Origin of the sequence: Bacillus siamensis KCTC 13613, from assembly GCF_000262045.1 — a bacterium.
In the GTDB taxonomy this organism is placed as follows: domain Bacteria; phylum Bacillota; class Bacilli; order Bacillales; family Bacillaceae; genus Bacillus; species Bacillus siamensis.
In genome coordinates this window covers 17,290-37,311 of the sequence record NZ_AJVF01000037.1, presented here as the reverse complement: position 1 = coordinate 37,311, position 20,022 = coordinate 17,290, and the positions used below count along the sequence as shown (strand labels likewise).

The following is a 20,022-nucleotide window of genomic DNA, read 5'->3' as shown; positions in this document are numbered from 1 at the left end:
TCTCTAAGGTTTGAGTACAACTTTAATACAATCATCTGTTTTCGTGTCAAACATCTCATAGCCGTGCTTCGCTTCACTAAGCGGAATGACATGGCTTACAACATCGCCCGGATCAATTTTGCCGGTTGACACCAGTTCAAACATATACGGCATATAATGGATAACCGGAGCTTGTCCTGATCGGATATTGACGTTTCGCTGCATGATATCGCCAAGAGGAAACCCGTTATATCTGCCGCCGTATACACCCGTAATCTGGATCGTTCCGCCTTTGCGCACCGCTTGGGAGGCAATGACTAAAGCGCTCATCGCCCCGCCTTGAAGTTTTAATCCGCTGGCGAGGAACTCCAGATCCGTCATTTTTCCGTCCATGCCGACGGCGTCAATGACCACATCAGCGCCGCCTTTGGTGATTTCCTTCAGGTAGCTGCCCGTATTTTTGTGGTCTTCGAAGTTCACGATTTCCACTTTATTCGTCCGTTTCGCATGCTGGAGACGGTAGTTGACATAGTCTACAGCTATTACGCGTTTCGCTCCCTTTAACCAGCAGAATTTCTGAGCGAACAGACCCACAGGCCCGCAGCCGAGAACGATGACCGTATCGCCTGCTTTTACGCCGGCATTGTCAACGCTCCAAAAGCCGGTTGTCATCGCATCGGCAATAACACTCAATTTCTCATCCGGTTCTTCGCATGTTTCGGGGACTTTAAAATGAGTAAAGTTCGCAAAAGGGACGCGTAAATATTCGGCCTGGCCGCCCGGATAGCCGCCGGTACTCCCTGAATAGCCGAAATAAGCGCCCATATCGCCGTTATCATTTGATTGATCACATTGGCTTTCCAGGTGATTTTTACAATAAGTGCATTCTCCGCAGGCGATATTAAAAGGAATAATGACACGGTCCCCTTTTTTGACTTTCGTCACGCCGGGGCCGACTTCTTCCACGATGCCCATCGGTTCATGCCCGATGATGTAGTCTTCCTGCAAGTTCGGGATGAGTCCGTGGATTAAATGTAAATCTGACCCGCAAATTGCCGTACTTGTGACTTTTATAATCATGTCATCGTGTTTTTCAATCTTCGGATCAGGCACGTCTTTGACGACGACGTTTTTAACTCCTTGATACGTTACGGCCTTCATGCTGTAATACCTCCAGTGTTAGTGTTCATCAGGTGTGCGGTCAAACATCCCTTTTCTGTTCGTTTCAACGGGAAACAGATTCATGTTTCCGACCATGAGGGTATTTTTCGCAGAGAGCTGATCCAGTTTATACTGTTCGCTCAGATCATGCGGGTGAAACCACTTTTTGCTGACCATCAAGTCTGTAATTTCCTGATGCATCGCGATTCCTTGCATGAGCTGTTTGCGCAGCAAAGCTCTTACATCAGGTGAAGCGGTTTCTGTTAAAGCGACGGCGGTATTTCTGACGCCTTCTTTTGCCCGTAAAAGAAAATCCATTGCGAATGTCGTATCTGCGAGTTCAGGGACGTGTAATGAATTGATTGGATCTAAATAGTCATGATTCAATGATGCTTACCTTCCTTTCAATTGATGATCGAAGTCGGCCGGTTTTGAGGAACAGGAGCCTGAAAAGATGCACGTTCATAAACCGCCTGTAAATCAGCCAGGTCTTGAGAGGCTTGCTGAACATCTTTCTCCATTAACGTTTTCAGGTCCTGATCAAACACAAGCCCTTGCATGAGCTTGGACTTCGCTACACAAAGCGTCTTGAAGTTAATCATTTCATGTAAGTCAAGCGACTCGTGAGCCGCTAATTCACGCTTTTCCATAATTATCTTTAAACCTCCTCTTCTCAATTACGTAATTAATTTCCCCTGAGAAAAGGACTTTATTCTTGCACATTTTGTTTATAAAAAAAGCAGAGAAGAAGTCTGGGGGCCCATCAAAAAAGAGGAAGCATACCCCTCCTGTAACGATATACCTAATATGGTAAATGAGTCCAAATAAGATGCTTTTTAAAGCGGCAAAAGCCTCTGTGCTGATAATAAACAGAACGCTGTCCAGGGCAACGAACCTGGTTCCGGCTGGCTGTTTTTTCTTTCACCCGTCATGCAGGACAGAAGGGGAAGGTGAGAGGCAGGCACTTATGGTATGATGACAAATAGAATAAAATCTCGTGAGGCCGGTCGGCTAAAAGGAAGTGGACAGAGATTGTTTGGTACAAAACATCAAGAAGACTATGTCTCCCGTGACAGACGCTCATTGCATATGCTCGCATTTCGGGTGCCCGGTCTGGCGTTTATTTTTATGGTATATGCCGCATCAGTCTCTTTGCAGTACATTTATGAAAGCTGGACGGTTTTTTTGCTGCTGTTATTCACGATATTGATCGTCACTTTTGCCGTGCTGCACTGGCATTCCTATCGCTGGGTCAAGAGAAAAACGTTTCTTTATTTCATCATACAGGGATTAATCATATATACATCGGCTAACTTGATGGCCGGCGGCTATATCGCGGTGGTCGTCGGTCTCTATGCCTTTTTAATCGGGCAGATTATCGGAATGACGGATAAGGGCAAAACGCTGCTCATACTCTATCTTTTCATTTTAATGTCCATAACAGCCTTGCACGAGGAGCATCCGCATCATCTGCTTCGTTTCATCGTTATCGCCGCTCCCATTATGATTGTGATTATCACGTATGCGGCAACGTTTTTCGCGCAAGTTGATGAAAAAATAAAAACACAGATGACGCTTGAAAAATTAGAGCTCGCTCACCGGCAAGTGAAACAGCTGACGCTTCAAAACGAAAGGCAGCGGATGGCGAGAGACTTGCACGATACGCTTGCCCAAGGATTGGTCAGCTTGCATATGCAGCTTGAAGCGGTGCAAGTTCATCTTTCGAAAGATAACACTGACAGAGCGAAAGACATCATCCGCCAGTCAATGAAAAGAGTAAAGGGCACATTGGCTGATGCGCGCTCAGCCATTGATAATCTTCGCAGCAAATCAGAAGAGATCGGATTTTTAGAAGAAAGCATCACTGAACAAATCAACCATTTTACAGAAGCCTCCGGGCTGTCTTGTTTTTTAGAGTACAGCGTGCATCATGTGCTTGACGTTCATATGGCGGAGAACTGTCATTATATAATCGGAGAAGGCCTGACAAACGCCGCCAAGCATGCGGAAGCAGATAACGTCTGGGTATCCGTCCGAGAAGAAGAGGGACAGATCCGCATAACCGTCAAAGATGACGGGAAAGGCTTTGATGCCGGAACGGAAATGAGAAAAAGCGGACATTACGGGCTGCTTGGGATACAAGAACGTGTCAATATGATGAACGGCACCTGCCGTATCACAAGCGCCAGATCAGCGGGAACTCAAATTGAGATCATCATACCAATTCAAGGAGAGGCGGAACATGTATAAAGTGTTAATAGCAGATGACCATCTTGTCGTCAGAGAAGGTCTGAAGCTTTTGATAGAAACAAATGACCATTACACCATAACGGGAGAAGCGGAAAACGGGAAAACCGCCGTCCGCCTCGCAGAGGAACTAAAGCCCGATGTCATTCTCATGGATCTGTACATGCCGGAAATGAGCGGGCTGGAAGCCATTAAACAGATAAAAGAGCATTCTGATGTGCCGATCATTATTTTGACGACCTATAATGAAGATCACCTGATGATAGAAGGCATTGAATCAGGCGCAAACGGTTATCTGCTGAAAGACACAAGCTCAGAAACCTTATTTCATACGATGGATGCGGCAGTCAGGGGAGAAGTGCTTCTGCAGCCGGACATCTTGCAGCGTTTCCGGAAAATGAAAATGGAACGGGCAAACAATGCCAATGAAACACAGCTGACGGAAAAGGAAATCGTAGTTCTGGAAGCCGTGGCGAAAGGGCATAAAAGCAAAGCAATCGCCTTCGATTTAGGAATCTCAGAACGGACGGTAAAAGCGAGATTAACATCGATTTATAACAAATTAGGAGCGGATTCGCGGACTGAAGCCGTCACCATTGCCATGCAAAAAGGTATTTTGAAACTGAATATATAATAAAAAACTGCCCAAACGTACATGCCCCTATGTACGTTTTTTTTATGTGAATGTGAACTACAATTAGGCAGAAAGTAATGATTGGAGAGGAGTATTCGATGTCTGGATTTTTATATAAATTAGGGGGATGGTCTGCCCGCAACCGATTAAAAATGATCAGTGCGTGGCTTGTGATACTGATCGCTTCAATAGTGATCGCCATTTCGTTAAAACCTGCTTTTTCTGAGGATATGTCAATTCCCGACACACCTTCTGAAAAGGCGATGGATATCATTCAAAAAGAATTTTCAAAGGGTCCTGATAAAGGAAGCATACGGGTTATTTTCGGAGCTGAAGACGGGAAGAAATTGACGTCAAAACCGGAAAAACAAGCGATCGAAGATACTTTAAAGAAGATCAAAACAGATCATTCAGTCGCTTCCATTGCAAGTCCTTTTGAGACAGGAACCATTTCTAAAGACGGATCAGTGGCATATGCCGATATTACGTACAAAAAAGCGGCGGATGACATTACGGATGCGTCTGTTTCACATATTAAACACAGTCTGTCCGCCGCCGGAGACAAGGGCCTGCAGACGGAGCTCAGCGGTGATGTGCCGGGGGCCGGTGTTGAAGTCGGCGGTGTATCAGAAATTATCGGCATTGTGCTGGCATTCGTCGTACTGGCCATTACGTTTGGTTCATTAGTCATAGCGGGGCTGCCGATTGTCACGGCCCTGATTGGGTTAGGCGTAAGCGTCGCGCTGACGTTAATTGGGACACAGTTCTTTACGATCGCCTCAGTCAGTCTTTCATTATCCGGAATGATCGGACTGGCCGTCGGGATTGATTATGCGCTGTTTATCTTTACGAAGCATCGTCAGTTTTTGGGCGAAGGTGTACAAAAAAATGAATCGATCGCTAAAGCTGCGGGAACGGCTGGCAGCGCCGTCGTTTTTGCCGGACTGACTGTGATCGTGGCGCTTTGCGGATTAACTGTTGTCGGCATTCCGTTCATGTCTGCGATGGGGCTGACTGCGGCACTCAGTGTGCTGATGGCTGTATTGGCTTCTGTTACGCTGGTGCCAGCAGTGTTATCAATCGCAGGAAAACGGATGATTCCGAAATCAAACAAGAAGAAAGAAAAGAAAAGTGCCGACACGAATGCCTGGGGGCGCTTCGTGACAAAGAGGCCTATTCTGTTAAGCATTTTCAGCATTATTCTTTTAGCCGTCATCAGTCTGCCGGCCATGCATTTAGAGCTGGGGTTGCCTGATGCAGGAATGAAAGCGAAAGACAGTCCGGATCGCCGTGCCTATGATCTTTTATCTAAAGGATTCGGCGAAGGCTTTAACGGCAAGCTGACAATTGTTGCCGATGCAAAAGATGTCAAGGGCAATAAAAATGAAGCATTCCAAGACGCCGTGAAAGAAATAAAGGACTTGCACAATGTGGCGAGCGTCACCCCTGCCATGCCGAATCAAAAAGGGGATTATGCCATTATTACGGCAGTGCCTGAAACCGGGCCGAACGATAAGGCGACGAAAGAGTTAGTGCAGGATATACGGAAACGATCAGACAAACACGGTATCCGCCTGCTCGTCACCGGGTCAACAGCGGTGAATATTGATATTTCAGACCGGTTAAACGATGCGATTCCGGAATTCGCCATTCTTATTGTCGGGTTTGCGTTTGTATTGCTGACCGTTGTTTTCCGCTCGCTTCTCGTGCCGCTGGCGGCCGTTCTTGGCTTTTTGCTGACGATGACCGCTACACTTGGATTATCGGTGTTCGTCCTGCAGGATGGGAATTTTACCGGCTTGCTGAGCATTCCGGAAAAAGGTCCGATTCTCGCCTTCCTGCCTATTTTAGCCATCGGTATTCTTTTCGGGCTGGCGATGGACTATCAAGTATTCCTTGTCAGCAGAATGAGAGAAGAATATGTCAAAACAAAAAACCTGGTACAAGCCATCCATGCCGGATTGAAACATAGCGGGCCTGTCGTAACAGCGGCGGGGCTGATCATGATTTTCGTCTTTGCGGGATTCATCTTCGCAGGGGACTCTACGATCAAATCCATGGGATTGGCAATGACATTCGGTGTTCTTTTCGATGCGTTCATTGTAAGAATGACCATCATTCCGAGTGTCATGAAGCTGATGGGACATGCGGCCTGGTACCTGCCGAAGTGGCTGGATAAGATCATTCCGAACGTGGATATCGAAGGCCATAAGCTGACACAAAGCAAAACGCCGGAGAAACCGGAAGAATAAAATGAAAAAGCAGATCATAATGATCTGCTTTTTTTATGTGCTGACCGCATCCATAAAAAGAGAAAAAAGCTTTTTCATATCTTCATGTTTTTTTGTCAGCATTTCAGGATGCCATTGCACGCCGACGACAAATAATTCACCCGTCCGTTCAATCGCTTCAATGGCCCCGTCTTTCGCATAAGCCGCGGCCTTAAACGATGGCGCTGTCTCTTTTATGATTTGGTGATGGAACGAGTTCACAAGCGTTGAATCGCCAAACAAGGAATGAAGACGGGTTCCTTTTTCAAAAGAAACATGATGGGTTCTTAACGGGGGATCTTTTTCTTGATCGTGCTTAATTTCAGCAAACGAAGCGTGTGTCAGATCCTGGTATAAAGTCCCCCCGAAAGTGACGTTTAATATATGCATCCCCCGGCAGATTGCCAGTATCGGCTTCTCCAAAGCAACCGCCGTTTGGATCAGCTCCTTCTCGTAGGCATCCCGGTCAGGAAAGGTCTTTCTTAAAGCCTGTAAAGGTTCTTCACCGTACATCAGCGGGTCTATATCCTGGCCGCCGGACAGAATAATGCCGTCAACATGAGAGACCTGTTCCTTTAAAAGCTCAGTTTCTTGAATTACCGGCAATATAAACGGCACACCGCCGGCCTCGGCAGCAGACTGAATATAATCATTGTTGACATACGCCCGATTATAACCCGGGAAAGGCCCGGATTGATCAGCCATAATATTTCCCGTAATACCAATGCGCTTGGCCATTCTTCGTTCACCTGAACCTTTCTTTCTGAGCCTGTTCATAACAAATCTGAACGTAGGTTGTACAAATCAGTTTGAAATTATTCTCTTTATACGTAAGCTTTCTAAAACAAAACCCGTGACAATAATCACGGGTCTTTACATTCATTTCAATTTCTTGATCTCTTCCGTCAGCTCTTTGAATTTTTGGTCAAGCTCACGATATTGTTTATCAGCCGGAGTCATGAAGCTGAGCTTTCCGAGGACTTCCTGCCGTTCGGTTTCAAGCTTTAACCGCAGCTCTTCAATATCATCTCTGGCGGCGGGGGATTCTTTCCATTGTTTTTGAACGCTGCCGTTCGTGATATCAAGCCGGATGTCTGTCGTCTTTTCGAGAAAGTAGCGATCGTGCGATACGATGATGAGCGTACCGTCGTATTGAGCCAATGTGTCTTCAAGCTGCTCGCGTGACGGCAGGTCAAGGTGGTTTGTCGGCTCATCCAGAATCAGCACATCTTTCTCCTCCAGAATAAACGCCATCAGCTTGCATTTGACCCGCTCTCCCATGCTCATCTTGCCGATGGGTTCCGTCCATTGCGCTGCGGTAAATCCTAAATGCTTCATGAGAGCTTGAACATTTCCCCTTGCTTCGAACGTTTCTTTGTGAAAAAGCTGTTCGGGGGTTTTATCAAGCGGAAGGTCGAATACTTCCTGCGTTAAATATCCGACGTTTGCAGACGGAGATATCCATATGCTTCCCTGCGCTTTTTCCTGACCGAGAATGACCTTCAATAATGTTGTTTTCCCGCTCCCGTTCGGGCCTGTAATGGCAATCTTTTCGCCGTGCATAACAGTGAAATTCACGTTTTTGAACAGCGTTCGGCCGTCATACGATTTTGTGAGATCACTCACTTCTAAAAAACGCTTTCCCGCTTTTTTGCGGTGCTCAATGGAAAAACGGACTTCATACTCCGCCACCACCGGTTCTGCTTTCGCTTTTTCAAGCTCTTTTTCAAGGCGCTTCCGTTTTGATTTAATCTGGGCGTCCGTGCGTTTTGCTTTTACGCGATGGTATTCTTTAAAGCCTTCTATTTTCGTTGATTGGGCATGGGCTTTTGCTGACCAGGCGCTCAGCTCGTTCATTTGAGCTTCAATCCGTCTGATCATATTCTGCTGATTCTCATATTCCCGCTGCTGTGTCAGTCTTCTCTGTTTGCGGACCTCCATATAGCTTGAATAATTCCCTTTATGTTCAATGAGTTTCTTTCCTTCGATCGACCAGATTTTTGTCGCCGCCGCATCCAAAAATGCACGGTCATGTGATACGAAAATAATGGTGCCCTTATAGTTCTTGATCTGATTAAGCAATATGTCTAAACTTTGCTGATCGAGGTGGTTCGTCGGTTCATCTAATAACAAAAGACCGCTTGAGGAGGAGAATCCTTTGGCAAGCCGGGCTTTCAGTTTTTCTCCGCCGCTTAATTGTGAAAAGGTGCGGGCGGGCACGTTCCATTTTTCTAACAGGGCTGCTTCTGCAGGCTCCGGTTGGCCGGAATCATAAGCTTCCGTTTCTTGTTCCACCATATATATGTTCACATCTTGCATCATCTGAATCTGTCCTTGTGACGGCGCTGTTTTATTGCAGATCATTTGCAGCAATAAAGATTTGCCGGCGCCGTTTTTGCCGATAACGCCGATAATGTCGCCCAGCTGAACGCTTGCGCTGATCTGTTCAAAAAGGGGCACACTGTTGATTTCATAACTGATGCCGCTTAATTTTAATATTTCTTTCATATGTCAATCCCTCGCTTTAAAGGGAGGACAAAAAAATCCTCCCAATTGATTTGGAAGGATTAGCCGTACCTGTGCATGATCAAATAAGCTATTTTCACATAGCTTTCGTATCGTATAGAAAATGGGCAGACTAATCCTATTTTTTCTAATTTGAAATATTTGATTTCAAACGGTCAAAATAAGATTAGTTAATCATTGTCCACCCATCGTCCCTTCGTATTTGTTACAAACAGTGTAGCACACACTTACCTGTAAGAGCAAAGGGTATTCGCCTTTTTATTCCAGATTCGAGGCTTCCCGCTCTTCTTCTAACACCGCATAATAATATTCATCCCACCAGTGATTTTCATGGGGGATGCATTTTTTGAAGAAACCTTCCCGTCTCATTCCGATCTTTTCCATCACCCGGTGCGAAGCCGTATTTTCCGGCTGGCATGTCGCAATGATTCGGTGTAATTTCATCTCGTTAAACCCGAATGCCAGCACGGCGCGTGCAGCCTCTGAAGCATATCCTTTGCCCTGATATTCCGGGTGAAACACCCAGCCGATTTCATACGTATGGTCGCCAAAATACTTAAAAAAAGCAATGTGGCCAATGACCGTTTTTTCATTCTTCAATAAAACGGGATACTTTTCAGCATGTTCACCGCTGTTTTCAATAACGAATTTCTTGGCGTCTTCTTCGGAAAAGACGCCTTCCGGTATATACTTCATGACCTCCGGATTTGACGTGTACTCATAAACGTCTTGCCAATCTTCCCGTTCAAATGTCCGGATCACGAGCCTGTCGGTTTTGATCTTCATTTTACATTCTCCCATCCAAAAGGTTTCATGCTAATACTTCGATCGAAAAGATGCAAAAACCTTTGAGCGGGGAAGGGCGATATAAAAAGCCTGCAGCTGTACACTGCAGGCGGTTATTTCTCATTCGCGGCGGCAGGCAGGTTAGTAAAGCCGAATTGTCCTCCGACAGCTTCTTTTACTTCATGAATAACGATAAATGATTTTGGATCAATTTTTTGAACGTGTTTTTTGATTTTCAGCAATTCGTTCTTTTTAATGACGACATAGATAATACGCTTGTCTTTGCTGCCGTAATACCCGTATCCGTAAAAAATCGTCGCCGCGTTGCCGTATTCGGACGTGATGGCTTTGGCGATCTCTTCGTATTGGTCGGACATAATGGTGAGAGCTTTTTTATTATGGAAACCCTCAATGACAATATCGACGATTTTGGCACACAGATAAACGAATATAAACGTATACAGCATATGATTGATGCCGATCGCTAAAACGGACGCGAAAATAATGACGCAATCCATATAAAACATGCTTTTGGAGATGTTAAAGCCCTTTGTGTAATTCAATAAATACGCCAAAAGCGTGGTTCCGCCGGTAGATCCGTCAGCGATAAAGATCAATGCCAGCCCTGCTCCCATCAGCAGAGCGCCGAATACAATCCCGAGCACCATGTCGTGCACGCCGAATGGAATAAAGCTGACGATGCTGAGAAAAACAGAAGTCATTCCCGTGCCGAGTATCGTATATAAAATTGTCTTTTTCGTTAAAAATTTATAAGCCAGCCCGATAAAAATCAAATTTACAACCAGAGTTGTAATGCTTGCAGGTATATGGAAAAGATAATATAAAACGAGAGCGATTCCCACGGTGCTGCCGTCCCCCAGATGATTCGGGATGACGAAAAATTCCACGGATGCCGCGATAAGAAAGGCTCCGGCCATAATCATCAGTATATCCTTGCAAATATTCTTCATGTGCAAACCTCCTCCGCAGTCAAAAATATATACAAAACAAAAACGCCTCAAAAATTATCCAGCAGAACTAAATAATTTTTAAGACGAATCATTCACAATCTCGTTTGTTCATTCAGTAAAGAATGATCAGCTTCAATATCGAAGATTATATAGACACCTTCACATCTTGTCAATGACGTAAAAATTGAATTTTCTATTGTATATATGAGGTTTGAATGAAATAAAAACAAGGAATTATATCAGAAGAGTTTTTACTTCTAATCTATTGATTAGAGAAATGGAATAAAGCAACAAAGAAGGGATGAGAACATTGGAACGAATTTTTATCAGTCCGGCTAAATATGTGCAGGGAAAAAACGCAATTGAAACGATCGGCGGACACCTTGAGGGCGTTGGTGAAAAAGCCATCGTCATTGCAGACAAAACCGTATGGGATATCGCGGGTCACAAAGTGACGGCTGAATTAAAGAAAAGCAGCATTTCGGCTGAAGAGGCGGTTTTCAACGGGGAAGCCTCCCAAGAAGAAATGAAAAGAATTGCGGGCATCGCAGAGAAAGCGGGCGCGTCCATTGTAATCGGAGTCGGCGGCGGTAAAACGCTTGATACGGCCAAAGCGGTATCAGATGAAATAAACGGCTACACTGTTATCGTGCCGACGGCCGCTTCGACGGATGCCCCGACAAGCGGGCTGTCTGTCGTGTATTCTGAACAAGGCGCGTTTGAAAATTATCGTTTCTACCATAAGAATCCTGATCTGGTTCTGGTCGATACGAAAATCGTTGCAGAAGCTCCGCCGCGCTTTTTAGCATCAGGGATTGCCGATGCGATGGCGACGTGGATAGAGGCGCGCAGTGTCATCGCCAATGGCGGTAAAACGATGGCAGGCGGAATTCCGACAATCGCCGGAGAGGCTATCGCGGAAAAATGTGAAGCGGTATTATTCAAATACGGCCGTCTCGCTTATGAGTCTGTAAAAGCGAAAGCCGTTACGCCCGCATTGGAAGCGGTAGTTGAAGCGAATACACTTCTGAGCGGACTGGGATTTGAAAGCGGAGGCTTGGCTGCGGCGCATGCCATTCACAACGGCTTCACCGCGCTTGAAGGAGAAATCCATCACTTAACCCACGGTGAAAAAGTGGCATTCGGCACGCTCGTTCAGTTGGCGCTGGAAAAACGTTCGCTTGAAGAAATTGAGCGGTATATCGCGTTTTATATCAGCTTGGGACTGCCAGTCACACTTGAAGACATCAAATTAAAAGACGCATCGAAAGAGGATATTATGAAAGTGGCAGAAGCCGCGACGATTGAGGAAGAAACGATTCATGCCGCTTTTGATGTGACGGCTGACGACGTGGCGGATGCTATTATAGCGGCCGACCAATACGCAAAAGCGTTTAAAGAAAAGCATGCGTAAACATTTTCATCGCGCGATTTGAAACCAGGGGCTGTGACGGCTCTTGGTTTTTTTATGTCTTTTTGCCCCGCTTGAAAACTTTTAAAAATAAAGAAAAAATTATGATACAATATACAAATGTTTTGAGAGACTAACAAAGGAAAGGTGGGAACGATATGCTGCATAATCCGACCGGCAAGGAGCGGCTTGCGCTGGCTTTTCTTCTCGGCATGCTTGCGATACTGGGGCCGCTGAATATAGATATGTATCTGCCGAGTTTCCCTGAAATCGCTGAAGATTTAAGCGCCCGCGCATCACTTGTCCAGCTCAGTTTAACCGCATGTCTGATCGGACTGACAATCGGACAGGTTGTTGTCGGCCCGTTAAGTGACGCGAAGGGAAGAAGAAAACCGTTATTACTATGTATTTTTTTATTTGCTTTGTTTTCTCTGTTTTGCGCGCTTGCACCGAACATTACAACATTAGTGATTGCCCGTTTTCTTCAAGGATTCACCGCTTCGGCGGGGCTCGTTCTGTCCCGTGCGATCGTCAGAGATGTGTTTACGGGAAGAGAGCTTTCTAAGTTTTTCTCGCTGCTGATGGTCATTACCGCCGTCGCGCCGATGGTGGCGCCGATGACGGGAGGCGCGATTTTACTGCTCCCGTTTGCATCATGGCATACGATTTTTCTCTTTTTAACCGTTATCGGGTTTTTGCTTGTTCTCATCATTGCGCTCAAGCTGACAGAAACCCTCCCGCCGGAAAAGCGGATTCCGAGTTCCATCGGAAATTCCGTGCGGACAATGGGAAGCCTGCTGAAAGACCGGTCATTTATCGGCTATGCGCTGACGGTCGGCTTTATTCACGGCGGGAGCTTTGCGTATGTTTCCGGGACGCCTTTTGTGTATCAGGATATTTACGGAGTCTCGCCGCAGGTATTCAGTATTTTATTCGGCATAAACGGTCTGGCGATCATTTCCGGAAGTTTTATCATCGGGCGTTTCGGCGGAATCATTCATGAAAAAAGCCTGCTGAGAATCGGCGTGATTACAGCGATGACGGCGACTGCCGTTCTGCTTGTCATGACGATCATTCACGGGCCGCTGGCGGCACTGGTGATTTCAATTTTTATTTATATGATTACGATCGGTATGACGCTGACAAGCACCTTTACATTGGCGATGGAAAAGCAGGGACACCGCGCGGGAAGCGCAAGCGCACTGCTCGGCATGCTTCCGCTTCTTCTCGGTTCCATCGTGTCGCCGCTTGTCGGAATGAATGAAGCGACGGCCGTCCCGATGGGGGCGATTATGTTTACGACATCCGTTATCGGTTCCATCGCTTTTTTCACCTTAACAACTAAACCGGAGAAAGCAAAAAAAGGAGTGAAATGATTCACTCCTTTTTTTGTTCCCGTTATTCATATGTCTTGAGCACGATCGCTGAATTATGCCCGCCAAAGCCGAATGAGTTGGAAAGGCCGATCGTTAACGATTGATGTCGCGGACCGTCTGATACATAGTCCAAATCACACGCCGAATCAGAGTTTTGCAGATTGATTGTCGGCGGGATGATGCCGTGTCTCAAGCTTTCTGTCAGAGCGATGGCTTCAACTCCGCCTGCCGCGCCAAGCATGTGGCCGAGCATTGATTTGTTTGCCGTGACCGGAATGTCATAGGCAAGCTCCCCGAATAATTTCTTGATGGCCAATGTTTCAGAGAGATCTCCGGCTTTTGTGCTTGTCGCATGGGCGCTTACGATATCAATGTCTTCCGCTGAAACGTTCGCCTTCTTCAAAGCGTTTTTCATCGCCAGGTAAGCGCCCGTTCCTTCCGGATGAGAGGCTACCATATGATAGGCATCCGAGCTCGCGCCGTAGCCGAGCACCTCACAGAGGATAGGGGCGTTTCGGCTGATTGCGCTATCCAATGATTCTAATACTAAGATGCCTGCGCCTTCACTCATGACAAATCCATCACGATCCGCGTCAAACGGCCGGCTTGCCGCGGCGGGATCTTCGTTTCTTGCTGAAAGGGCATGGGCATTGCCGAAGCTGGCCAGTGACAGATTGGTAATCGCCGCCTCCGCGCCCCCGGCAAACATGATATCCGCGTCATCATTCCGAATGGCGTTGAATGCTTCCCCGATCGACGTATTGCCGATGGAACACGCGGTCACAGGAGAAAGTGAGGGGCCGAGCGCGCCTAATCTGATGCTGATTTGAGCGGCGGCCGCATTTGAGATCATCATGGGGACAAGGCTCGGGCTCACTTTTCGTGCTCCCCGTTCATTTAAAGTATGAACATTCTCAATCAAAGTCGTGATGCCGCCGATTCCGGAGCCGACGTACACGCCGAGGCGTTCACGGTCAATCTGATCGAGCTGAATTCCGGAGCTTTCCAGCGCCTGTTCCGCTGCCGCTAAAGCAAACTGGCTGAAACGGTCAAGCCGTCTCGCTTCTTTTCTGCCCCATCTTTCTTCTGCGTCAAAATCGCGGACGGTGCCGGCTATTTTTGTCTTGGAGCCGGAGACATCAAAAGAATCTATGAAAGAAATTCCCGATTTTCCTTCCGTCAGGTGTTTCCAAAATGTATTTACATCATTGCCGAGAGGTGAAATCACTCCCATTCCGGTGATTACAACTCTTTTCATGGTCATTCCTCCTTCGGTATGTATTTATTGTAACTCGCAATTATCCTATTACAAGTTGTTGTTTATCCTAGTATAATGAATACCAGGGTAGGAGAGGAGAGATTCGGAATGATACCAGAAGGAAGACTCCAGGCTCTTTCAGAGTTTTTAAAAACGCAGCGGGCTAAAATTTCTCCGCAGATGGCCGGCCTGCCGACGGGTACGCGAAGAAGAACGCCGGGACTCAGAAGAGAAGAGGTCGCGCAATTAGCCGGCGTAAGCACCACGTGGTATACGTGGCTGGAGCAGGGCAGAGACATTAAAGTGTCGGCAGGTGTATTGGACGCCGTTTCCGATGCGTTGCAGCTGAATAAAGATGAAAGAAATTATTTGTACGCGCTTGCCATTGATGAGGGCGTGAAACAGCCGTTTACCGCAGAGGAAGAAGCGGTCATCAGCCCGTCCCTTTCAAAAATTTTGCAGGAACTCCGTTATTGTCCCACCATTATCTCGGACAGGCGGTGTCATATCGTAGGGTGGAACCAGGCGGCGGCTCACGTGTTTTTAGATTTTGAACAAATCCCCCCCGAAAAACGGAATCTCATTGAGCTATTGTTTTCAAGAAAAGAATTAAGAAGTCTAGCCGTGAACTGGGAGCACTTTGTGAAAGGTTTCATTGCCATTTTCAGAACGTATTACGGCCAATATGTAGCGGATACGTGGTATTCTCAGTTTATAGAAGAAATGGAGAAGACATATTCAGAGTTTCATACGTTGTGGAATGAGAGCGAAGTCAGCTCGGCTCCCGAAGTATTAATTGAGTTCCGCCACGCGAAGGCGGGAAAAATGGTCTTTAATCTGACTTCTTTTCAGGTTCAGGGCAACAGTGACCTGCGCTGCAGCGTCTATACGCCGGTAGATCATACCGAAACGGAAGCAAAGCTGAAAAAGCTCTTCGAAAACAGGTGAAAACAGAAAAAAACGGAAGGCCGCTGCCTTCCGTTCAGTTTAAAATAAAAGCATCAGACCGGCGATGGCCGGTGTTAAAAAGATAGCTGATTTCAGAATGACTTTCGGCACGAGATTGGTGAATTTCGCTCCGACATATGCGCCGCACATCGTTCCGATCAGCACTTTGACCAACAGCATATAGTCGACAAACCCTTCCGTCACATAACCGAGACCTCCGCCGACTGCAAGCGGGATAATGACTAGCATGGTGGTGCCGACCGACTGGCGGATGGATAAGCGCAAAAGAATCATTAAGCCGATTTGGATGAAAGGGGCGGAGCCGATGCCGAATGTTCCGGACAAGATTCCTGCGATGATACCGAGAACAACGGCTTTCACCCATATGTTCAGATTGCTTTGCGGTCCGGTGTCTTCTTGTGTTTCTTTTAAAATAAATAACCGGACTAAAATCAATAGAGCAGATAAAAACAGCATGCCCGCCGTCAAGTAATGCAGCAAATCTGCGGGGATAAGAGAAGTAAGTCTGGCCCCGAAAAAAGAACCGAATGCCGCAAAAACGCCGACGATGAGACCGATTTTCATCTGAATATTGCCTTCACGGTAGTGGCTGAAAGCCCCGGACAAACTTGTGAAAGCCATTCCGGCAAGGGAAGTGCCCAAAGCCGTGTGAATCGGGACGTGAAAAAGTATGGTTAAAAGTGCAATGACAAAGCCGGCTCCCCCCGCGCCGATAAACCCGAGAATAATCCCGAGCAGAAACATAACGAGTATAATAAGCACAATCTTCTCCTCCATTTAGATGCCTGATGACAATGTTTCGATCCGCTGTACCAGATGTTTAACGATCGACCGTTGTCCGTCGACCGTCGTTCAATATCTTTATGTTACCTCAAATTTAAAGTATTGGCAAGAAGCCGGAATGCTTTTATACAGCGCTCTGAAGCTCTTTGACCATCACTTTTTCCCCGTTTGAGTCCAGCTCTCCATTGAATCTAAAGCCGAATTTTTGATAAAGGCGCAGTGCGTGCACGTTATCTTCAAACAGGCTTAAATAAATCCGTCTGCAATCATATAATTGAGCGAGATAATGGATAAGGGCATCAAGCATCAGTCTGCCCAATCCCCGTCCCTGGTATCGTTCATCAATGAAAAAACGGTCAAGCCACACTCTGCCGTTTTTATTTTCTTCATCATATTCCGGAAACCAGCCGTACATGGCAAAGCCGACCAACTCCCCGTCAACATAAAGGCCGGCCGGCTGATAATGCCGGCAATCCTCAGCATCTTGTAAACACTCTTCCGCGGTTTCAATAAATAAAGCCTGGCTTTCACTTACATGAAGCGCCAGTATATCGGCACGGTTTTCTTCCGTCACTGCTCTGATTTCAATCGTCATCCTTCATACTCCTCTTCCGCTTTTTCTGAAGATCATCCAATGATCATCATAATGGATATGGTTGCCATATCGTCAAGGAGGTATTATGAGCGAAGACGTCAAAAAATACTTCATAACAGTTGAATTCATGTAAAAAAACAAACCCTGTTCCGTCTGCTTTCTCCGGCAGGGGGGAGAACCGGCCCCAGTCTCATCGGCGGAAAAACTGGGGTTTAATGAACCGGCAGCATTTTCTGTATTCGTGAAAACATAAAGATCGGCGGGTGATTGAAAATGGAGCCAAAATGGCTTGAATGGGCAAAACAGCTTCAATCCGCGGCGCAAGCGGGGCTGGCTTATTCCAAAGACATATATGATATTGAGAGATTTGAAGAAATAAGAAAAATAAGCGTGGATATCATGGCGCATCATACCGGGACCGGCAAAGAGATTATACAAGACGTCTTCGCAGGGGACAGCGGGTATCCCACTCCGAAAGTTGATGTCAGAGCGGCAGTTTTTAAAGATCAGAGCATATTAATGGTGAAAGAGAAAAGCGACGGCAGATGGGCGCTGCCGGGCGGGTGGGCCGATATCGGCATCTCTCCTGGCGAAGCCGCTGTCAAAGAAGTAAAGGAGGAGTCGGGAATCGACGTAAAGCCCGTTAAACTGTTAGCTGTAATGGATAAGAAATGCCATTCCCATCCGCCGTCCGCCGCCCACGTTTACAAAGTGTTTATCAAATGCGAGATCATCGGCGGCCGGCTCAGAGAGGGAACGGAAACAAGCGCGGCCGCTTTTTTTGCAGAAACGGAGCTGCCGCCGCTGTCTGAAGCCCGCAATACGGAAAGTCAGATTGAAAGGATGTTTGCATATCTCAAACATCCGGACGAACCCGTTTATTTTGATTAAGGCAGCAAGCAGGAAAAAGAGAGGAACTGGTTCAGAACCATTTCACTTATGAATGATCCGGCCTGTGATAGAGATGGTAAATCATCAGGCCGGGTTTTAAGAGTCTGCCTGTTTCGGTGTGGTCCGCCCTTAAAAAACCGTTTTTGAAAAATCGATAATCCTGCGGGCAATTTCTGTCGGTTTTTCCTCGGGGACGTAATGGCCGCAGCCTTTTACCTCAAATCCGCTGACTTCACGAATTGATTCTCTCCATGTGTCAAGCACGGGAAGGCCGGCTAAGTTCCCTTTTTCTCCCCACAGCAAAAGCGTGGGAACATCCAGTTTTTTCTGTGCTTCCTTTTCTGAACGATATCTCGGCAAATCAATGTGATAAGCGGCTCTGTAGTCGTTAAGCGCAGCTTGGACAGCGCCGGGCTGCTTCCAGGCGGCTAAGTACCGGTCCCAGGCGCCGTCTGATGTCAGCAGGTCAAAAAGCCCGTCACCTCTGCTTAATAAAAATCTAAGATATTCCTCTTCTTTTCCTCTTATTAATTCTTCCGGCAGATGGGGAACGACTTGAAATGTCCAGTGCCAGTATTTTTTTGCCGCTTCAGCTGCCGTCAGAGAATCATAGACGTATTCAGTCGGCATAATGTCAATGAGCACAAGGCCTGCCGCCAGCTCCGGAGCATCTAAAGCAAGCCGTCTTGCTACCCTGGCGCCTCTGTCATGCCCGGCAATTAACGCTTTTTGTATATGCAGGCGGCGCATCAGACCTTGTATATCGCTTGCCATCGTTTTGTTATCATAGCCGTTTATGCCGCCCGGCTTTTCAGAATCGCCGTAGCCCCTCAGATCAACAGCGATGACTCTGTGAGAAGCGGCAAGCGTCGGAATTACATAACGCCACGTCACCCAGCTTTGCGGAAAGCCGTGCAGGAGAATGACGGGGGGAGCCTCCTCCTTTCCCGCAAAGACGTAATGAAGGCGGATGCCATTTACCTCAATTGAATCATGGGTCACATGCTTTTCAAATTGTTCACGAAAAGAATCCATTTTCTCTCTCCTTATAAAATGTTATTTTTTTATTTGAGAAATAATAGCGGAAGTGACGTCTTCCGTTGAATGTTTTCCGCCGACGTCCGGGGTCAGGACGCCGCTGTTTGTGACCGTTTCAATTGATTGCAGGAGGAGATTGCCCAGCTCCTCTTCTCCGAATGAATCGAGCATTAATTTAGCCGTCCATATTTGGCCGATAGGGTTGGCAATCCCTTTTCCGACAATATCCGGAGCGGAGCCGTGAACAGGCTCAAACATGGAAGGGTATTTGCCGTTTACATTGATGTTGGCGGCGGGAGCGATCCCGATGCTTCCCATAATCGCCGCGCCGATATCTGTCAGCACATCTCCGAACAGGTTTGAAGCGACAATGACATCGAAGCGCTCTGGGTGAGTGACAAAAAAGGCCGCCAGTGCGTCAATATGCTGCGAGTCCGTTTCAATCCCGGCATACTCCTGGCTGACCTCTTTAAAGATGTCATCCCAAAACGGCATCGAGTGAACAATACCGTTGGATTTCGTCGCGCTTGTGACGTGTTTTTTCCGATTTGCCGCCAGTTCAAAGGCATACCGCATCACTCTTTCCGTTCCTCTGCGGGAAAAGACCGCGTTTTGAATGGCGATTTCGTCTTCGCCCTGATACATTCTGCCGCCGACAGAGCTGTACTCGCCCTCACTGTTTTCCCGGACGACCAGCAGATCAAAATCCTTAGGGTTAACGAGAGGGGACGTGATGCCCGGCAGCAGCTTCGCCGGCCGCACATTGATCACCTGTTCAAATTCCCGGCGTATCTTGATGAGCAGCCCCCACAGCGAAACATGGTCGGGGACGAGCTTTTGATTCCCTACCGCTCCTAAAAACAAAGCATCAAAGTGCTGTAACGTTTCTAATCCATCATCCGGCATCATGGTTCCGTGCTCCAAGTAATACTCGCAGCTCCACGGAAAAGAAGTAAAATCGAATGCCATGCCCCCATGTAATTCGGCGATTGCGTTCAACACCCGCTCCGCTTGCGGAACGACTTCTTTTCCCACACCGTCCCCCGGTATGCTGGCAATCTTGTATGTTTTCATATTCCATCCCCCCTGAATGAATTGTTTCGGTTTACGGCAGACCGTCGACCGTC

At 47.0% G+C, this 20,022-nt stretch carries 19 protein-coding genes; 7 read left to right on the top strand and 12 right to left on the bottom strand.

Annotation, left to right across the window (positions count from 1 at the left end; genetic code table 11):
- Nucleotides 1-3: 3 nt before the first annotated feature.
- Genes Y79_RS0107460 through Y79_RS0107450 form a run of 3 tightly spaced genes read right to left on the bottom strand, consistent with a single transcriptional unit; the run spans nt 4 to nt 1,790 of the window.
- The gene (locus Y79_RS0107460; RefSeq protein ID WP_016937106.1) at nt 4-1,140 is read right to left on the bottom strand and encodes a zinc-dependent alcohol dehydrogenase; all 1,137 of its coding nucleotides are present in this window, start codon (nt 1,138-1,140) and stop codon (nt 4-6) included.
- An 18-nt stretch (nt 1,141-1,158) separates the two neighbouring features.
- Nucleotides 1,159-1,527 (bottom strand): spore coat protein, encoded by a 369-nt coding sequence (locus Y79_RS0107455; protein ID WP_016937105.1) that lies wholly within the window; start codon nt 1,525-1,527, stop codon nt 1,159-1,161.
- A 17-nt stretch (nt 1,528-1,544) separates the two neighbouring features.
- Nucleotides 1,545-1,790 (bottom strand): hypothetical protein, encoded by a 246-nt coding sequence (locus tag Y79_RS0107450; RefSeq protein WP_016937104.1) that lies wholly within the window; start codon nt 1,788-1,790, stop codon nt 1,545-1,547.
- Nucleotides 1,791-2,172: 382 nt separating this feature from the next.
- On the opposite strand from Y79_RS0107450, the gene Y79_RS0107440 reads away from it, so the two are divergent.
- From Y79_RS0107440 to Y79_RS01000000120070, 3 genes are all read left to right on the top strand, one after another.
- Nucleotides 2,173-3,390: a sensor histidine kinase gene (locus tag Y79_RS0107440; protein WP_016937103.1), complete on the top strand. Its 1,218-nt coding sequence runs from the start codon at nt 2,173-2,175 to the stop codon at nt 3,388-3,390.
- Complete coding sequence (locus Y79_RS0107435) at nt 3,383-4,021, top strand: two-component system response regulator YdfI (RefSeq protein WP_016937102.1); 639 nt, start codon at nt 3,383-3,385, stop codon at nt 4,019-4,021. Before Y79_RS0107440 ends, Y79_RS0107435 begins: the two co-directional genes overlap by 8 nt.
- Nucleotides 4,022-4,119: 98 nt before the next feature.
- Nucleotides 4,120-6,273, top strand: coding sequence for an MMPL family transporter (locus tag Y79_RS01000000120070; RefSeq protein ID WP_016937101.1), 2,154 nt, complete (start codon nt 4,120-4,122; stop codon nt 6,271-6,273).
- A gap of 33 nt (nt 6,274-6,306) precedes the next feature.
- Here Y79_RS01000000120070 and Y79_RS0107425 read toward each other — a convergent pair whose 3' ends face one another.
- The 4 genes from Y79_RS0107425 to Y79_RS0107410 all read right to left on the bottom strand — a co-directional run bounded on the left by Y79_RS0107425 (nt 6,307) and on the right by Y79_RS0107410 (nt 10,574).
- The gene (locus Y79_RS0107425; RefSeq protein ID WP_016937100.1) at nt 6,307-7,029 is read right to left on the bottom strand and encodes a gamma-glutamyl-gamma-aminobutyrate hydrolase family protein; all 723 of its coding nucleotides are present in this window, start codon (nt 7,027-7,029) and stop codon (nt 6,307-6,309) included.
- A 141-nt stretch (nt 7,030-7,170) separates the two neighbouring features.
- Nucleotides 7,171-8,799, bottom strand: coding sequence for a ribosomal protection-like ABC-F family protein (gene abc-f / locus Y79_RS0107420; RefSeq protein ID WP_016937099.1), 1,629 nt, complete (start codon nt 8,797-8,799; stop codon nt 7,171-7,173).
- A 276-nt stretch (nt 8,800-9,075) separates the two neighbouring features.
- On the bottom strand, nt 9,076-9,603 hold the full coding sequence (locus Y79_RS0107415; RefSeq protein WP_016937098.1) for a GNAT family N-acetyltransferase: 528 nt from the start codon (nt 9,601-9,603) through the stop codon (nt 9,076-9,078).
- Between the two features lie 113 nt (nt 9,604-9,716).
- Complete coding sequence (locus Y79_RS0107410) at nt 9,717-10,574, bottom strand: YitT family protein (RefSeq protein WP_003156057.1); 858 nt, start codon at nt 10,572-10,574, stop codon at nt 9,717-9,719.
- A 301-nt stretch (nt 10,575-10,875) separates the two neighbouring features.
- On the opposite strand from Y79_RS0107410, the gene Y79_RS0107405 reads away from it, so the two are divergent.
- Both Y79_RS0107405 and Y79_RS0107400 read left to right on the top strand, forming a co-directional pair.
- Nucleotides 10,876-11,988 (top strand): glycerol dehydrogenase, encoded by a 1,113-nt coding sequence (locus tag Y79_RS0107405; protein WP_032864795.1) that lies wholly within the window; start codon nt 10,876-10,878, stop codon nt 11,986-11,988.
- Nucleotides 11,989-12,143: 155 nt separating this feature from the next.
- Nucleotides 12,144-13,361 (top strand): Bcr/CflA family efflux MFS transporter, encoded by a 1,218-nt coding sequence (locus Y79_RS0107400; RefSeq protein WP_016937097.1) that lies wholly within the window; start codon nt 12,144-12,146, stop codon nt 13,359-13,361.
- Nucleotides 13,362-13,383: 22 nt separating this feature from the next.
- Here the strand turns inward: Y79_RS0107400 and fabF are convergent, their stop codons facing one another.
- The gene (gene fabF / locus Y79_RS0107395; protein WP_016937096.1) at nt 13,384-14,619 is read right to left on the bottom strand and encodes a beta-ketoacyl-ACP synthase II; all 1,236 of its coding nucleotides are present in this window, start codon (nt 14,617-14,619) and stop codon (nt 13,384-13,386) included.
- A 108-nt stretch (nt 14,620-14,727) separates the two neighbouring features.
- Between fabF and Y79_RS0107390 the strand changes: the two genes are divergently transcribed.
- On the top strand, nt 14,728-15,567 hold the full coding sequence (locus Y79_RS0107390) for a helix-turn-helix transcriptional regulator (protein WP_016937095.1): 840 nt from the start codon (nt 14,728-14,730) through the stop codon (nt 15,565-15,567).
- A gap of 39 nt (nt 15,568-15,606) precedes the next feature.
- Here Y79_RS0107390 and Y79_RS0107385 read toward each other — a convergent pair whose 3' ends face one another.
- Entirely contained in the window at nt 15,607-16,350 is a 744-nt protein-coding gene (locus Y79_RS0107385) for a sulfite exporter TauE/SafE family protein (protein ID WP_016937094.1), read from the bottom strand.
- Nucleotides 16,351-16,495: 145 nt separating this feature from the next.
- On the bottom strand, nt 16,496-16,966 hold the full coding sequence (locus Y79_RS0107380) for a GNAT family N-acetyltransferase (RefSeq protein ID WP_016937093.1): 471 nt from the start codon (nt 16,964-16,966) through the stop codon (nt 16,496-16,498).
- A gap of 273 nt (nt 16,967-17,239) precedes the next feature.
- Here Y79_RS0107380 and Y79_RS0107375 point away from each other — a divergent pair, with 273 nt between their 5' ends.
- Nucleotides 17,240-17,857: an NUDIX hydrolase gene (locus Y79_RS0107375; protein ID WP_016937092.1), complete on the top strand. Its 618-nt coding sequence runs from the start codon at nt 17,240-17,242 to the stop codon at nt 17,855-17,857.
- Nucleotides 17,858-17,986: 129 nt separating this feature from the next.
- Here Y79_RS0107375 and Y79_RS0107370 read toward each other — a convergent pair whose 3' ends face one another.
- Together Y79_RS0107370 and Y79_RS0107365 are read right to left on the bottom strand one after the other, a co-directional pair.
- The gene (locus tag Y79_RS0107370) at nt 17,987-18,892 is read right to left on the bottom strand and encodes an alpha/beta fold hydrolase (protein ID WP_016937091.1); all 906 of its coding nucleotides are present in this window, start codon (nt 18,890-18,892) and stop codon (nt 17,987-17,989) included.
- Nucleotides 18,893-18,913: 21 nt separating this feature from the next.
- Nucleotides 18,914-19,969 (bottom strand): tartrate dehydrogenase, encoded by a 1,056-nt coding sequence (locus tag Y79_RS0107365; RefSeq protein WP_016937090.1) that lies wholly within the window; start codon nt 19,967-19,969, stop codon nt 18,914-18,916.
- Nucleotides 19,970-20,022 lie beyond the last annotated feature (53 nt).

Bases quoted from the DNA above. Each gene is read 5' to 3' on its own strand.
- Y79_RS0107410 (WP_003156057.1), bottom strand. From the start codon at position 10,574: ATGAAGAATATTTGCAAGGATATACTGATGATTATGGCCGGAGCCTTT.
- Y79_RS0107370 (WP_016937091.1), bottom strand. From the start codon at position 18,892: ATGGATTCTTTTCGTGAACAATTTGAAAAGCATGTGACCCATGATTCA.
- Y79_RS0107435 (WP_016937102.1), top strand. From the start codon at position 3,383: ATGTATAAAGTGTTAATAGCAGATGACCATCTTGTCGTCAGAGAAGGT.
- Y79_RS0107365 (WP_016937090.1), bottom strand. From the start codon at position 19,969: ATGAAAACATACAAGATTGCCAGCATACCGGGGGACGGTGTGGGAAAA.
- Y79_RS0107390 (WP_016937095.1), top strand. From the start codon at position 14,728: ATGATACCAGAAGGAAGACTCCAGGCTCTTTCAGAGTTTTTAAAAACG.
- abc-f (WP_016937099.1), bottom strand. From the start codon at position 8,799: ATGAAAGAAATATTAAAATTAAGCGGCATCAGTTATGAAATCAACAGT.
- Y79_RS01000000120070 (WP_016937101.1), top strand. From the start codon at position 4,120: ATGTCTGGATTTTTATATAAATTAGGGGGATGGTCTGCCCGCAACCGA.
- Y79_RS0107450 (WP_016937104.1), bottom strand. From the start codon at position 1,790: ATGGAAAAGCGTGAATTAGCGGCTCACGAGTCGCTTGACTTACATGAA.
- Y79_RS0107375 (WP_016937092.1), top strand. From the start codon at position 17,240: ATGGAGCCAAAATGGCTTGAATGGGCAAAACAGCTTCAATCCGCGGCG.
- Y79_RS0107425 (WP_016937100.1), bottom strand. From the start codon at position 7,029: ATGGCCAAGCGCATTGGTATTACGGGAAATATTATGGCTGATCAATCC.
- Y79_RS0107460 (WP_016937106.1), bottom strand. From the start codon at position 1,140: ATGAAGGCCGTAACGTATCAAGGAGTTAAAAACGTCGTCGTCAAAGAC.
- Y79_RS0107405 (WP_032864795.1), top strand. From the start codon at position 10,876: ATGAGAACATTGGAACGAATTTTTATCAGTCCGGCTAAATATGTGCAG.
- Y79_RS0107400 (WP_016937097.1), top strand. From the start codon at position 12,144: ATGCTGCATAATCCGACCGGCAAGGAGCGGCTTGCGCTGGCTTTTCTT.
- Y79_RS0107415 (WP_016937098.1), bottom strand. From the start codon at position 9,603: ATGAAGATCAAAACCGACAGGCTCGTGATCCGGACATTTGAACGGGAA.
- fabF (WP_016937096.1), bottom strand. From the start codon at position 14,619: ATGAAAAGAGTTGTAATCACCGGAATGGGAGTGATTTCACCTCTCGGC.
- Y79_RS0107380 (WP_016937093.1), bottom strand. From the start codon at position 16,966: ATGACGATTGAAATCAGAGCAGTGACGGAAGAAAACCGTGCCGATATA.